Annotated in this window: 14 protein-coding genes and 1 tRNA gene; 3 read left to right on the top strand and 12 right to left on the bottom strand. The window is 60.3% G+C overall.

Annotated elements, in window-relative coordinates; all coding sequences use genetic code 11:
- Positions 1 to 92: 92 nt before the first annotated feature.
- The 4 genes from ACJ8HN_RS08940 to ACJ8HN_RS08925 all read right to left on the bottom strand — a co-directional run bounded on the left by ACJ8HN_RS08940 (position 93) and on the right by ACJ8HN_RS08925 (position 3,544).
- On the bottom strand, positions 93 to 1,553 hold the full coding sequence (locus tag ACJ8HN_RS08940; protein WP_033654205.1) for a TrkH family potassium uptake protein: 1,461 nt from the start codon (positions 1,551 to 1,553) through the stop codon (positions 93 to 95).
- Positions 1,554 to 1,670: 117 nt separating this feature from the next.
- Positions 1,671 to 1,985: a hypothetical protein gene (locus tag ACJ8HN_RS08935; RefSeq protein ID WP_033646551.1), complete on the bottom strand. Its 315-nt coding sequence runs from the start codon at positions 1,983 to 1,985 to the stop codon at positions 1,671 to 1,673.
- Between the two features lie 236 nt (positions 1,986 to 2,221).
- Positions 2,222 to 2,821: an NAD(P)H:quinone oxidoreductase gene (gene wrbA, locus ACJ8HN_RS08930; protein ID WP_164104773.1), complete on the bottom strand. Its 600-nt coding sequence runs from the start codon at positions 2,819 to 2,821 to the stop codon at positions 2,222 to 2,224.
- A 147-nt stretch (positions 2,822 to 2,968) separates the two neighbouring features.
- A complete protein-coding gene (locus ACJ8HN_RS08925) occupies positions 2,969 to 3,544 on the bottom strand; it encodes a helix-turn-helix domain-containing protein (protein ID WP_033654204.1) in 576 nt (191 codons plus the stop codon).
- Between the two features lie 67 nt (positions 3,545 to 3,611).
- Between ACJ8HN_RS08925 and ACJ8HN_RS08920 the strand changes: the two genes are divergently transcribed.
- Positions 3,612 to 4,535 carry a DMT family transporter gene (locus ACJ8HN_RS08920; RefSeq protein ID WP_033637926.1) on the top strand — a complete coding sequence of 308 codons (924 nt, stop codon included), beginning with the start codon at positions 3,612 to 3,614 and terminating at the stop codon, positions 4,533 to 4,535.
- Positions 4,536 to 4,585: 50 nt separating this feature from the next.
- Here ACJ8HN_RS08920 and cycA read toward each other — a convergent pair whose 3' ends face one another.
- Positions 4,586 to 5,986 carry a D-serine/D-alanine/glycine transporter gene (cycA, locus tag ACJ8HN_RS08915; RefSeq protein ID WP_033637927.1) on the bottom strand — a complete coding sequence of 467 codons (1,401 nt, stop codon included), beginning with the start codon at positions 5,984 to 5,986 and terminating at the stop codon, positions 4,586 to 4,588.
- Positions 5,987 to 6,335: 349 nt separating this feature from the next.
- On the opposite strand from cycA, the gene ACJ8HN_RS08910 reads away from it, so the two are divergent.
- Positions 6,336 to 6,411 (top strand) — tRNA-Lys (locus ACJ8HN_RS08910).
- Between the two features lie 220 nt (positions 6,412 to 6,631).
- On the opposite strand, the gene ACJ8HN_RS08905 is transcribed toward ACJ8HN_RS08910, so the two are convergent.
- Entirely contained in the window at positions 6,632 to 7,135 is a 504-nt protein-coding gene (locus ACJ8HN_RS08905; RefSeq protein ID WP_308343902.1) for a DedA family protein, read from the bottom strand.
- A 74-nt stretch (positions 7,136 to 7,209) separates the two neighbouring features.
- Complete coding sequence (locus tag ACJ8HN_RS08900; protein ID WP_033646546.1) at positions 7,210 to 8,523, bottom strand: MFS transporter; 1,314 nt, start codon at positions 8,521 to 8,523, stop codon at positions 7,210 to 7,212.
- A 381-nt stretch (positions 8,524 to 8,904) separates the two neighbouring features.
- Between ACJ8HN_RS08900 and ACJ8HN_RS08895 the strand changes: the two genes are divergently transcribed.
- Positions 8,905 to 9,207, top strand: a complete 303-nt coding sequence (locus tag ACJ8HN_RS08895; RefSeq protein WP_033637930.1) for a putative quinol monooxygenase — start codon at positions 8,905 to 8,907, stop codon at positions 9,205 to 9,207.
- A 111-nt stretch (positions 9,208 to 9,318) separates the two neighbouring features.
- Here the strand turns inward: ACJ8HN_RS08895 and ACJ8HN_RS08890 are convergent, their stop codons facing one another.
- The 5 genes from ACJ8HN_RS08890 to hemA form a co-directional block, all read right to left on the bottom strand.
- Complete coding sequence (locus ACJ8HN_RS08890) at positions 9,319 to 9,879, bottom strand: hypothetical protein (RefSeq protein WP_033654200.1); 561 nt, start codon at positions 9,877 to 9,879, stop codon at positions 9,319 to 9,321.
- Complete coding sequence (locus tag ACJ8HN_RS08885; RefSeq protein WP_060420529.1) at positions 9,863 to 10,429, bottom strand: GNAT family N-acetyltransferase; 567 nt, start codon at positions 10,427 to 10,429, stop codon at positions 9,863 to 9,865. The genes ACJ8HN_RS08890 and ACJ8HN_RS08885 overlap by 17 nt, the downstream gene beginning before the upstream one ends.
- A 122-nt stretch (positions 10,430 to 10,551) precedes the next feature.
- Positions 10,552 to 11,271 carry an enoyl-CoA hydratase-related protein gene (locus tag ACJ8HN_RS08880; protein ID WP_047568144.1) on the bottom strand — a complete coding sequence of 240 codons (720 nt, stop codon included), beginning with the start codon at positions 11,269 to 11,271 and terminating at the stop codon, positions 10,552 to 10,554.
- Entirely contained in the window at positions 11,264 to 12,436 is a 1,173-nt protein-coding gene (locus ACJ8HN_RS08875; RefSeq protein WP_130042905.1) for an MFS transporter, read from the bottom strand. The genes ACJ8HN_RS08880 and ACJ8HN_RS08875 overlap by 8 nt, the downstream gene beginning before the upstream one ends.
- The gene (gene hemA / locus ACJ8HN_RS08870) at positions 12,433 to 13,644 is read right to left on the bottom strand and encodes a 5-aminolevulinate synthase (RefSeq protein WP_033646541.1); all 1,212 of its coding nucleotides are present in this window, start codon (positions 13,642 to 13,644) and stop codon (positions 12,433 to 12,435) included. The genes ACJ8HN_RS08875 and hemA overlap by 4 nt, the downstream gene beginning before the upstream one ends.
- Positions 13,645 to 13,658 lie beyond the last annotated feature (14 nt).

The raw sequence follows: 13,658 nt of genomic DNA, 5'->3' as shown, positions 1-13,658 counted from the left end.
CAGTGAAACGAATACAACAATGCAATACATTCATGTTGTGAATGTGTCGGCGTTGGCAGAGCGGAACGGCGCCCTGTACGCCGCTCGGACTATCAAAAACGCCAAAACGCGCGTGAACAGAGGATCAACATCGGATAGATCTCGAGGCGGCCGAGCAGCATGGCGGCGCACATCAGCCATTTCGCCGCGTCGTTCAGCGTGCCGAAACCGGCGGCGGTTTCTCCGTACCCCAGCCCCATATTGTTGATGCAGGCGGCGACGGTGGCGAAAGCGGTGACCAGATCATAGCCCATCAAGTTCAGCAGCCAGATAAACAGACAGGTGAACAGCACGTAAAGGAAGAAGAAGCTCCAGACGGAGCGCAGCGTCCGATCCTGGATCGGCGCATTGCCGACCTTGATGGTGTACATGGCGTTGGGATGCACCAGCTGGTTGATCTCGAGCCGGCTTTGTTTGTACATGATCAGAAAGCGCAGCGCTTTAATGCCGCCGCAGGTGGAGCCGACGCAGCCGCCGAAGAAACTCGCCGCCAGCAGCAGCATGATGGTGTGGGACGGGATCCGTGTGTAATCGGCGATGGCCAGACCGTTGTCGGTCATCATCGAACTGGTGAGGAAAAAGCCGTGCACGAAGGCGTCTTTGACGCCGTACATGCCCGAGCGGTACAGCTCGATACACACGATCGCCACGACGATGGCCAGAATCAACAGGAAAAAGCGCAGCTCGGGGCTGCGGTATAGCGGTTTCAGGCTGCGACGGCCGACGGCAATGAAATAGAGCGTGAAGTTCACCGCCGCCAGAATAGAGAAAATGCCGCCGACCATTTCCACCGCCGAACTGTCGTAGTACCCCAGGCTTTCGTTACGGGTGGAAAATCCGCCGAGCGACACGGTGGAAATGCCGTGGCACAGCGCATCGAACCACGGCATGCCCGCCAGACGAAAGGCGACGGTACAGGCCAACCCCAGCCCAAGGTAGATCAACCACAGGTTTTTCGAGGTATCGGCCAGGCGTGGCGTCAGGCGTTCCTCCTTGAACGGGCCGGGCATTTCCGACTGGTAAAGTTTGGCTCCGCCGATGCCCAGCAGCGGCAGCACGGCTACGGCCAACACGATAACCCCGAGGCCGCCGATAAAATTGAGCTGGGAGCGGTAATAGAGGAACGATTTGGGCACGTTCGAGACGTCATTCAGCACCGAGGCGCCGGTGGTGGTGATGCCGGAGACTCCCTCAAACATCGCGTCGACCAGCCGGACGTTCAGCGTGTCATCCAGCCACAGCGGCAGGGCGCTGATCGCGGAAAACAGCAGCCAAAACATCACGATGATCAGAAAGCCGTCCTGGGTGCGCAGCTGTACTTTCGACTGCCGGGTGCTGAACCAGCCCAATCCGCCTAGCGTGGCGGCCACCACCAGGGTATAGAAAAATGAGAAGGCGCTTTTTTCTTTATACAACAGCCCCATCAGCAGGGGCGGGATCATTGAAAGGCTGTAAAGAAGGACCAAAAAGCTGCAAAGATGAATAACGACCAGGATCTGTTTGGTTCTGACCATACTGTTGCTCGGAATGCCTGCCGACAATGCGTCAATTTATTGAAGTGTATCAAGCATAAAGCAGGCGATATAAAAATAACGTAAAAATTCATATCGCCTAATAAGTATGGCGGGGCGTTATTCCAGCAGGTTGTTGACCGTACGGCGCACATAGTGCGTCATCTGCGCCAGATCGTCCGGCGACACCGGGCCGCCGCCGGCGCGCACCACCTGCTGTTCGATCTGGGTAATCTCCTGCTCGACCTTGTTGGCGATCTGCACTTTGACTATTTTGTCCACCGAAGACAGCAGCACCTTCAAGACCACTTTCAGCGCGATGTTCTCGCAGAACGAGTCGTAGTGATGAACCGGCGGCGGCGGGGCCGGAGCCGGCTCGGGCGCGCGCGGAGCCAGAGCCTTGAAGCTGTCTACATTTTCAATAATAAGATCCATGTCTCTTATTAGTTCATCAAAATCTTTAGACACTGACTTATTCCCTTCGCTGTGCGCAAAAAACAGAACGCCCGTCCTCGGGCTGAAAGCGGATGAGCGACGGGCAGAACGAATTCGGGCCTGGCCTTCAGACGCTGAATGGCCGGGGGAGGGGCATTCTAACCTTGCGGCGGGTCGGCAACAAGATGGGGCCGTGCGAATGCGCGGCCCTTTGAATCACAGGCGCAGGAGGGGGCTTAACTTTTCAGCTTGGCGGTGATTTTTGCCACGTGCTCGCCCTGATAGCGGGCAATGGTCAGCTCTTCGTTGCTCGGCTGCCGCGAGCCGTCGGCGCCGGCGATGGTGGTGGCGCCATACGGGGTGCCGCCGCGCACCTGCGAAACGTCAAACAGCTCTGGCATCGCATAGCCGATCGGCACGATGATGAAACCGTGGTGCGCCAGCGTGGTCCAGGTGGAACTGATGGTGTGTTCCTGGCCGCCGCCGGTGCCGGTGGAGGAGAAGACGCTGCCTACCTTGCCGTACAGCGCGCCGGAAGCCCACAGACCGCCGGTCTGATCGAGGAAGGTGCGCATCTGCCCGGCCATATTGCCGAAGCGGGTCGGCGTGCCGAAGATAATGCCGTCATAGTCCGCCAGCTCTTGCGGGGTGGCGACCGGCGCCTGTTGATGTTGTTTGCCCCCGGCTTTGGCGAAGGCCTCCGGCGTCATGGTTTCCGGCACGCGTTTAATCGTCACGTCCACGCCGTTAACCCGATTCGCGCCTTCGGCCACCGCCTGCGCCAGGCTTTCGATATGGCCGTACATTGAGTAATAAAGCACCAACACTTTCGTCATGTTCCGTACTCCCGCTCAGATGATTAACAAAAACCCTTGATAAGCATAGAAGCGAATGACGAACTTGGTTTTGTCGGATGGCGGATTCAGGGCAAGCGCCGCAGCTTGTGCGCCAGCCGCTGTTCCTGCCAGCGTGCCGGCGGGCGGTCAGAAGGCGACGTTGCGGATAAAGCGCAGGGGCAGGTTGCCGTGGTTGGCGTAAGCGTAGCGTTGATCGCTGTTGAAGGTTTGTGCGGCGCCGGCGCTGAGCGTCAGCGTGCCTTGTTCCAGCTCCAGCGTCAGGGTACCGGCAATCACGTAGATCATTTCGCTCCAGCCTTCGGCGTCCGGGGCAGAGTCATAGCGCTCGCCCGGCATCAGCGTCCATTCCCACAGCTCGGCCCGTTGCCGCGCCGGCACGCTGGCGGCGAACAGCGCCTGGCTGCCCGGCTGCGCGCCTTGCCAGGCCAACTCGCCCACCAGATGGCTGCCGCGCGCCTCCGGCGCCTGGATCAGATCGGTGAAAGAAATCGCCAGGGCGGCGGCGATCTTGTCGAGCACCGCCAGGCTGACGTTGCGATCGCCGGCCTCGATGCCCGCCAGCATGCGGCGGCTGACGCCGGAAAGCTCGGCCAGCGCCATCTGGCTCAGGCCCGCCCGTTGGCGGTAGCCGCGCAGATTGCTGCTCAGGTATTGCAGCACCTTGGGAGGATCGGTTTTTGCGTTATGCGCCGTATTGCTCATCGCCGGACTTTATCTCATACTGGCAGGATCTGTGCATTATATTGCACTCAGCAGGAAGGGCAAGTCGGTGTCAGCAGCAAAAAAATCCTTTATTTCCGCCGTGGTTCCGCAAATCAGGTTGCCGGAAGCGGTGTTGATTTTCATCACCATGATCTGGGGCGGCACCTTTTTGGCGGTGCATCACGCGATGCAGGTCAGCGGGCCGTTCTTTTTCGTCGGCCTGCGTTTCGCCACCGCCACGCTGGCGCTGACGCTGTTTTCGCTGCGCGTGCTGCGCGGCCTGACCCGGTATGAACTGAAGGCGGGCGTGCTGATCGGGCTGGCGATCATGTTCGGTTACAGCATGCAAACCGTCGGCCTGCAGACCATCACCAGCAGCCAATCGGCGTTTATCACCGCCATGTACGTGCCGATCGTGCCTCTGTTGCAATGGCTGGTGCTGGGGCGCTTCCCCGGCATCATGTCGTGGATCGGCATTCTGCTGGCCTTCACCGGCCTGATGCTGCTGGCGGCGCCGAGCAGCACCGACATGACGCTGAGCCTCGGTGAAATTCTGACGCTGGCCGGCACCCTGGGCATGGCGGCAGAGATCATTCTGATCGGCGCCTTCGCCGGCAAGGTCAATATCCGCCGAGTGACCATTGTGCAGCTGGCGACCGCCTCGCTGGCCTCCTTTTTGATGATGGCGCCGACCGGCGAGTCGCCGCCGCCGTATTCGGATTACCTGCTGTACAGCGCCATTGGGCTGGGGCTGGCCAGCGCCTTGATTCAGCTGACCATGAACTGGGCGCAGCGCAGCGTTTCGCCGACGCGCGCCACGGTGATTTACGCCGGCGAACCGGTCTGGGCGGGCATCGTCGGGCGGTTGGCCGGCGAGCGTTTACCGGGCGTGGCGTTATTGGGGGGCGCGTTGATTGTAATCGGGGTGGTGGTCAGCGAGCTGCGCGTGCGGCGCAGGGATAAAGCGGCGGTGGCGACGGAAGCGGATTAGCGCAGAGACATAGAAATCAGGAAGGGGCGGAGATATCCGCCCCTTTTGCATCATGCGGTTTTCTTCTTGCGCAGGAACACGTAAGACAGGCCGAGCACGATGAACCACAGCGGGGTGACGATCAGCGCCTGGCGGGTGTCTTCGCGCAGCGACAGCAGCACCAGCACGAATACGAAGAACGCCATGCACACCCAGCACATCAGTTTGCCGGCCGGCATCTTGTAGATCGATTTCTGGTGCAGCGCCGGGCGCTGTTTACGGTAGACCAGGTACGAGCACAGGATGATGGTCCAGACGAACATGAACAGAATCGCCGATACGGTGGTCACCAGGGTGAAGACCGTCATCACGTTCGGGATCAGGTAAATCAGCACCACGCCGCCCAGCAGGCAGATGCAGGAGAAGGTAAGGCCGTTGGCCGGCACCGCGCGCTTGGACAGGTTGGCGAACGATTTCGGCGCGTCGCCTTCCTGCGCCAGCCCGAACAGCATGCGGCTGGTGGAGAATACGCCGCTGTTGGCGGAAGAGGCGGCTGAGGTCAGCACCACAAAGTTGATCACGCTGGCCGCGGCCGGCAGGCCGATCAGCACGAACAGCTCAACGAACGGGCTCTTGTCCGGCACCACGGAGCTCCACGGCGTCACCGACATGATGACGATCAGGGCGAACACGTAGAACATGATGATGCGGATCGGAATCGAGTTGATGGCGCGCGGCAGCGATTTCTCCGGATCCTTGGTTTCCGCGGCGGTGGTGCCCACCAGCTCAATGCCGACGAAGGCGAATACCGCAATCTGGAAGCCGGCGAAGAAGCCGCTGATGCCTTTCGGGAACATGCCGCCGTCATTCCACAAATGGGTGAATGAGGCCACGGTGCCGGTCGGCGATTGGAACTGCATGGCGATCATCACCAGCCCGGCGACGATCAGCCCGACGATGGCGACGATTTTGATCATCGCAAACCAGAACTCCATTTCACCGAACATTTTCACCGTCGCCAGATTAAGGCCGAGCAGCAACAGCACGCACAGCAGCGAAGCGATCCACTGCGACAGCTCGGGGAACCAGAACTGGGCGTAGGCGGTGATCGCCACGACGTCGGCGATGCCGGTGACCACCCAGCAGAACCAGTAGGTCCAGCCGGTGAAGAAACCGGCCCACGGGCCGAGCAGATCCGCGGCGAAATCGCTGAACGATTTGTATTCCAGGTTGGACAGCAGCAGCTCGCCCATGGCGCGCATCACGAAGAACAGCATAAAGCCGATGATCATGTACACGAAGATGATCGAAGGGCCGGCCAGACTGATGGTTTTACCGGAGCCCATAAACAGACCGGTGCCGATGGCGCCGCCGATGGCGATCAGTTGAATATGTCGGTTAGTGAGGTTTCGCCGTAGATGATCTTCTGAAGCGGGCGTCGCGTCAGTCGCTATTTTAGAGTGATCTACCATCTGATGATGTCCTGTTTTACCTGTCATTAGTGAAGTCGCGAGCTCTGAAGTGGCTCTTTTTTATACATTTATCCGGTTGGTCCGGCTTTAGTAAGGTAGTGCAATAACGCCACCTTTGTGCAACATGTTTACAACATTTATACGCGGGATAAAAGTCGATCAATCTTTACACGGAGGAGGCAAATCGGACGTTCAGGGAGCGGAAGATTACTCTTCAAAACGTGGGATTAACAGACCTTATGCGGCTTATCTCGTTGATTAAACAAAGGGTTGTAAAATTCGCATGAGAAAAAGTAATGGGTGTAAGCGTTCGACAGCGGCGCCGGCGAGTAAGACAGTTTAGCGCGTTGAGTTGTTCGATCAGTCGCTAGAGCCGTTGACTTTTAATCAATGGGTCACAGGTTCGAACTCTGTACGACCCGCCAACCAAATCAGCGTGTTACGCTCGGACTTTTCTCTGTTTGTTTCCTCATTGCGCCGTTTTAAGCGCGCATTCTGCAAAAAAATTCGCATTTTTCGACTGATGTTCAGAAAGGTGATCTGGCGCAAACTGCGATGTTGCACCGCAGTTTATACGGCAAGAGAGGCTGTGCGCTGGCGCAACGTCGGCGCATGGGCCGAACATTTGCCCAAGAATCTTTCAGGTCAAGGTACGGGGAATATATGCGCAGCCGACATCAAGATCAGCGCCCAGACGGCAGCCGAGAGCGCGGCGGTGGCATAGACGCGCCCCAGCGGCAGTTTCAGCATGCCGGCCATCAGCGGTACGGTATAGCGCATCACCGCCAAAAAACGCGAGGCGAACAGCAGCGGTAGCCCTCTCTTTTGCAAGGCGCGCTGGGCTTTGCGCAGCGGCGCGTGAAAGCGTGCCGGCAGCCGGCGGCCAAGATCGCGGCGGCATAGCAGCGCGCCACAGTGGAACGACAAGATCGATCCCAGCGCGGCGCCGAGGGCGATGGCCGCCCAAACGGCGCCGAGGGGCAGCGCGTGCTTGCCCGCAACGATGCCCATCAGCAGCGTGACCGAAGCGGGCGGCAGGATGGAGGAAACGAAGATCACGGATTTACCCAGCGCAAACAGGAAAATCAGCAGCAGCAACATCTCCGGCTCCGGACTGTATTTGGCGATAATGTGCGTCAATTCATCCATTTAACACCTGCGGGCGAGGGGACTGAGTGCCAGTGTCCCATCCGCAGGTTCAATAAGGGTTAAATAACGCGCCGCTATCCGGCAATCTCTGCGTCTTGCTTGCTCACCTCGGCGCGCCGGTTTCTGAGCGCCCACAACAGCGCGGCGCACAGCAGCGAGAAAGCGGCCAGCACCAGCGGCCCGGCATGCGGGCTGTGAAAACGCTGTTCCGCCTCGGTGCGGATCAGCGGGGCTAAAAAGCTGAACGCGGCGCCGAGCGTAGTGCAAAAGCCGATGCCGGCCGCCAGCGCCGGGCCGGTGAGCACCTGAGCGGGAAACGTCCAGAAAATCGGCTGTACCGCCAGGAAACTGACTGCACAACAGCTCAGGGCGACGATAGCGAGCAAAGGGCCGGCATAGGAAGAGACCACCAACCCCAGCGCCGCCGCGATCATGCAGCCGACGGCGATCGGTAATCTTCTGGCGGTGTTTCTGTCGGCAAAGCGCGGCAGGAAATAGACGCCCAGCGCAGAGAACGCCCAAGGAATGGCGGCCACCAGCGAGGCCTTGAAGCCGAGATGGGTGCCCATCAGCGAGGCGACCTGCGACGGCAGGAAAAACATCAGGCCGTACACGCCAATTTGCAGGGTGCCGTAGATCAGCGCCAGATGCCAAACTTTGCCGCTTCTCATCGCCGCTTTGACGCTGCTGGTTTCGGTCTGCTGCTGTTCGGCGGCCAACTGTGCCACCAGCGCCGCACGCTCTTCCTCGGTCAGAAAGCGGGCCTGCTGCGGGCTATCGTCGAGATAGAAAAAGGCGAAGACGCCGAGGGCGACGGCCGGCAGCCCCTCCAGCACGAACATCCAGAACCAGCCGGGTTTGCCCAGCACGCCGTGCATCTCCAGCAAGGCTCCCGACAGCGGCGAGCCGAGCGTCAGGGCCGCCGGCACGCCGAGCACGAAAATGCCAATGACCGAGGCGCGCACCTTATTGGGAAAATAGATCGACGCGAGCAGCAGGATGCCGGGGTAAAAGCCGGCTTCCGCGATCCCCAGCAGAAAGCGCAAGACGATAAACTGCTGTTCGTTGGTCACCAGCCCGGTACAGGCCGACAGCGCCCCCCACAGCGCGGTGGTGGCGCTGAGCCAGCGTTTGGCGCCCCAGCGGTTCATCAGCAGGTTGGCCGGGATGCCGAACAGCGCATAGGCGGCAAAAAATATCCCGGCGCCCAGGGCAAAGGCGGATTGCGACAGCGCGATATCGATGGCCATCGCGTCCTTGGCAAAGCCGACGTTAACCCTGTCGATAAAGGCGATGAAGTACATGGCGAACATCAAGGGCACCAGTCTGCGCCAGGTTTTGCGGATGGCGGCGTTGAGCGCTGGAGCGGCATAGGTGGCGTGATTCACTGGCGATAACCTCTCTTCTGAGAATGACAAACGTCGGTCACAGGACCGTCCTGATGCCGTTGCCCGCAACACGGCGGTAACCACGGATTTTTTCGTGAGCCTTAAAGGTCTAAAGGACTAATGGTCAGGCCTTTAGGGCGAAAAAAACGCCGCGTATCGAGTCGGCAGGTTGGTGCAGACATCACCACGGTGAATGGTGTGTTGCTTTCTTGTTAATTAAAAGTTCACACAGGGCTATGGCGCGTTCAAGCGCTTTGATCGCGATCTGTGTGCGCTATCACCGAATTGGCAACCCGGTGGTAGACCCGGAGAAAGGCGCTTTCATCTCGTGAGGGGGGGATATAAGGTGAAACGCGGCAAAACAAAATACAGGAGCGCTACATGCTGAAGGTCATCGCTGAAGATTTTATCCACCCGGAACACATTGCAACCGTTATGCCATGGTATCGCGAGCTGGTGGAGAAAACCCGGCAGGAACCTTTGTGCATCAGTTATGAGCTGTGTATCGACCAGCAGGATCCCGGGCATTTTATTTTTATCGAAAGCTGGCCGGATCGCGCCGCCCTGGATGCGCATTGCCAGACCGAGCATTTCACCCGGCTGGTGCCGCAGATCAACCAGCATCAGCGCAAGCCTTGCACCTTCCTGTTTATGCAGGTATTTCCTGAAACAGGTGATAAATAGGCGAAAAAATCCCCGCAGGGGGCGGGGTCAATGGCTTCTCACTACTATCTTGTTGTGATTAAAAAATAGGCTGATAATGATTTTCATTCTCTAAGAATGCTCTTAAATAAATCAGCCTGGTGAATGATTCACCGCCGGCTTTTCGCTGACTGTTTTAATGGCGCGCAACATACGGCGGCGTATCAGCCCGCTGACCAGGCGAATCGCATACCAATAGGGGGTAAACCGCCGCCGGCTGGCGTCGTCGGGGCAGAAGATGCGCGTTTCCGTCACCAGGCGGCAGCGGCCGTCCGGCAGAGGGCTCACGACATAACCCAGCGCCAGTTTGGCGACGCCGGGCTTAACGAAGGCCAGAAAGCCCGCCCCGTCAGCGACCTGCTCCAGACCGTATTCAGCCTGCCAAAAGCGGCCGATCAGGCCATAGACCAACGCGCTGTCATCTTGCTCAAGCAGGCAAAAGTTATGCAGGCCAAACGGCGGCGGGCTGGGTTTATTGCGTGGCATCAGCCGCGCGGGCAATTCGCGCAGCGCTATCATGCTGCGGAAAAAACGGTCGTGCTTGGGATCGTAAGCGGCCACGGCCGCCAGGATCCGTGCCTGTGGCGCGGCGATGGCGATCGCATGCCGCTCCGAGAACTGGTATTGCCCAAGGTATTTATTCAGCAGCGTCATGCTTTGCATTCTCCCGCCATTCGCTTTGCAGCAGAGCGAAACCGAATTCGTCGCCCCACGCGCCTTTGAAAAACACGTTTTGCCGCCAATGGGCCTCGCGCCGAAAACCCAGTTTGCCGAACAGCGTGGCGGCGGCAAGATTACGCGCGTCCACCACCGCAGTAATACGGTGCTTCGCCAGCGGCCCGAACAGCAGGGCGATGACGGCGTTCAGCGCCTCGCGCGCCAGCCCTTGACGCTGGTGGCTGGGCGCGAAGGTCACGCCCAGTTCAGCCTGGCGCCCCTCATCGAAGAAATGCACCGCGATATCGCCGAGCAACGCGCCGTCCTCGCGGCGTTCGACCGCCAGTTGAAACCAGCTGTCGTCACGGTTGAATTCGAGCCGCCGTTGCTGTGCGAAAAAGGCCTGCGCATCGGCGGCGCTGTAGTCGCTCCAGCTTTGATAGCGCGCCACGTCCGGGTGGCTGCGGTAGGCGGTAAAGTCGGGCAGATCGTCGGCGGTGAACGGGCGCAGGCGAAGTCTGGGGGTCAGCAGAGGCAAATGGCGCATTGTTTTTCCTTATCAGCGCATTAGGGCTACCGCAGTGTAACCCGGCGCCGAGAGGCGGGCTGCGTAAAATGAGCGGTGGCGAAAAAGCGGGAAATGCCGGTTCAGGCGAACCGGCGGGAGAATTATCGGCGGGCGGCAGCCTGGCGCAGGCGCTCGACCGGGCCTTGTTGAAAAGCGAATGAGGGGGCTTCTTGCCGTGCCAGCCCCTGGCGCACGATGGCCTTCACCGTTTGGCTGGCGGCAAGATCTTTTGCGGCGATCTGTTCGGCGATGCGCAGCGCCTCTTCTCGGGCCGCCCCCTCGCTGATACGGGAAATGGCGCCGTGTGACAGCGCCTCCCGTGCGCCGACGGTTCTGCCGGTCAGCAGCCAGTCGAGTGCGACATAGGGGGAAATGCGCGCCGGCAAGCGCGCGCATCCACCTTGTGCGGCGACTAACCCGAGCCCGGTTTCGGGGAAACTGAAGCGCGCGTTCTGGCCGGCGACGATCAGATCGCACGCCAGCGCCAGCTCAAAGCCGCCTCCGTACGCGATGCCGTCAACGGCGGCGATGATCACCTTGGCGATCTGCGCATGGATCAGCCCGCCAAACCCCTCCGGCGTGACGATGGGCAGTTCGCCCTGACGGAAGGCGTCGACATCCATGCCGGCGGAAAATACCGCCGGTTGACCGGCCAGAACGATCGCGCGCACCGAGTCATCGTTATCCGCCTGCCGCAGGTAAGTGCGGATCAGCTCGGCCATCTGCAGGTTGATGGCGTTCTTTTTTTCCGGCCGATTGAGGGTGATGACCGCAACCTGTTCGCCATGGCGCTCATAAAGCACCGGAAGGGCTTTACTCATTGCCGGTCTCTCCCCGGAAAAACAGCAGTGTCAGCAGCAGGGCGATGGCGCCGAGCGGCAGCGAAAACAGAGGCAGGTAATGGGCCGGCAGCGCGTAGAGCGTCAGGCCGCCCAGCATGCCGCCCGCCGCGATGCCGGCGTACAGCACCGAGCTGTTGAGCGACACGGTCAGCGCGCCAAAGCGTTTCGACAGCGACAACAGGTGATGCTGGATCGGCACCAGGTACATCCAGCCGGTGATGCCCCAGACCAGAAAGATGGCCAGCACCCACCAGGCGGAAGTGACATAAAAGGCCAGCAGGAACAGGGACAGCGTCTGGATCGCCACGGAAAACAGCAGCACGAACTTGCTGCCGAGGGCATCGGTTAACGCGCCGGAGGCAAAGTTGCCGATCACCGCGCCAATGCCGAACACCAGCAGCGCGAGGGGCAGGATCGCCTGCGGGCCGAACTGGGTGTTTTTCAGCAATACGCTGACGTAGCTATAGACGATGTGTTCCGAGCAAACGGCGAAAAAGGTGATCAGCAGCGTGGTCAGCACCGCCTTTTGCCGCAGCGGGGCGAGCCGCTCTTTCAGCGAATGCTTGCCCGGCGGCGCGATGGCGCGCAGCGCCAACGACAGGCCCAGCAGCGCAATCGCCCCCAGCAGGGCGATGAACAGGAAGATTTCACGCCAGCCGATCAGTTTGGCGAGAAAGGTACCGAACGGAATGCCGAGCGCAATAGCCAACGTCATGCCGCCATAGACGATGGAAATGGCCAGGCCGCGGCGTTTTTCCGCCACCAGCCCCACCGCGGCGGCGGCGGCCTGCGGCGTGTAACAGGCTGCTCCCAATGCGGCCAGCACTCTGCCGAGCGAGATCTGCAGGTAGCTGGTGGCCCAGGCGCAGGCCAGGTTGCCGGCGATGAACAGCACCAGCGCCAGCTGCAGGATATGCTTGCGGTTGACGTTGCCCAGCAGCCAGGCGGTCAGCGGCGCGAACAGCATATAAGCCAGTGCGAATACCGATATCAACTGCCCCGCTTGCGCAGGGCTGACGGCAAAGGTATCGGAAATGTCGCTGAGCACGCCGGCGACGATAAAGGCGTCGGTGCCGATGGCGAACGTGCCGGTCGCCATCAGACAGAGCGTGACCAGATGGCCGTTATAATCCGCTAACGTCATCCCGCCCTCCGCAGATCGTTCGCCGCCCAGACCCGCCCCAGCGCGGCCAGGAACGTCTCCACGTCGGCATGGGAGTGCGCCGAGGTCGGCGTCACCCGCAGCCGCTCGCTGCCTGCGGGCACCGTCGGCGCATTGACCGGTTGCACGTAAATATCATGCTCATCGAGCAGCACTTTGCTGATGTGTTTGTTGCGGTGCGGATCGCCGACCCTCAGCGGCAGGATATGGCTGTCGGCCGACACCAGCGGGATGCCGGCGGAGCGCAGGCCGGTTTTCAGGTGATCGACGATCGCCAGCAGGTGCTTGCGCTGGGTGTCATGCTCGAGGTTGTATTTAAAACTGGCCAGCGCGGCGGCCACCACCGGCGCCGGCGACGAGGTGCTGAAGACGAATGCCGGAGCCCAGCTGCGCACCGCCTCCACCACCGAGCGGGGCGCGGCGATATAACCGCCCGCCGCGCCGTAAGATTTGCCGAACCCGCCCTGAATAATGGTGATTTTATCCAGCAGGCCCAGCTGTTCGGCGTAGCCCAGCCCCCGTTCGCCATAGACGCCGGCGGAGTGGATCTCGTCGAGATAGGTCAGCGCCTGATATTGCTCCGCCAGCGCCACGATCTGCGCCAGCGGGGCGAAGTCACCGTCCATGGAATACAGCGACTCGAAGGCGATCAGCTTTGGCCGCGCCGGATCGGCGGCCTGCAGCAGTTCGGCAAGGTGTGCCACGTCGTTGTGGCGGAAGATCTTTTTCTCCGCTTTGCTGTAGCGGATACCGTAAATCATCGAGGCGTGATTCAGCTCGTCGGAGAACACGATCAGATCGGGAATGGCGTCGCACAGGGTGGACAAGGTGGCGTCGTTGGCGCCGAAACCGGTGGTGAACAGCAGCGCCGACTCTTTGCCGTAGGCGCTGGCTAACAGCGTTTCCAGCTCACTGTGGTAGACCGAGGTGCCGGAAATGCTGCGGGCGCCGCAGGTGCCCAGCCCGACCCGGTTAACCGCTTCGGTGGTGGCTAGCAGCACTTTGGGGTGGTGGCTCATCGCCAGATAGTCGTTCGAGCACCAGACGTTGAGGCGGCGCTCACCGTGGTGCCCGTGGCTGGTGGCCCAGGGTTTGTCCTGCACGCCGCGTTCAAGGTTGAGGAACTCGCGAAAACGCCCCTGTTTTTTGGTTTCCGCCAGCTTTTCTTCAAGAATGTTCAGTACGCTCATCGTATGTTCCTTGT

Source organism: Serratia sp. CY29653, from assembly GCF_052169255.1.
Lineage (GTDB): Bacteria > Pseudomonadota > Gammaproteobacteria > Enterobacterales > Enterobacteriaceae > Serratia > Serratia sarumanii.
This window is presented reverse-complemented; position numbering and strand designations above follow the sequence as displayed.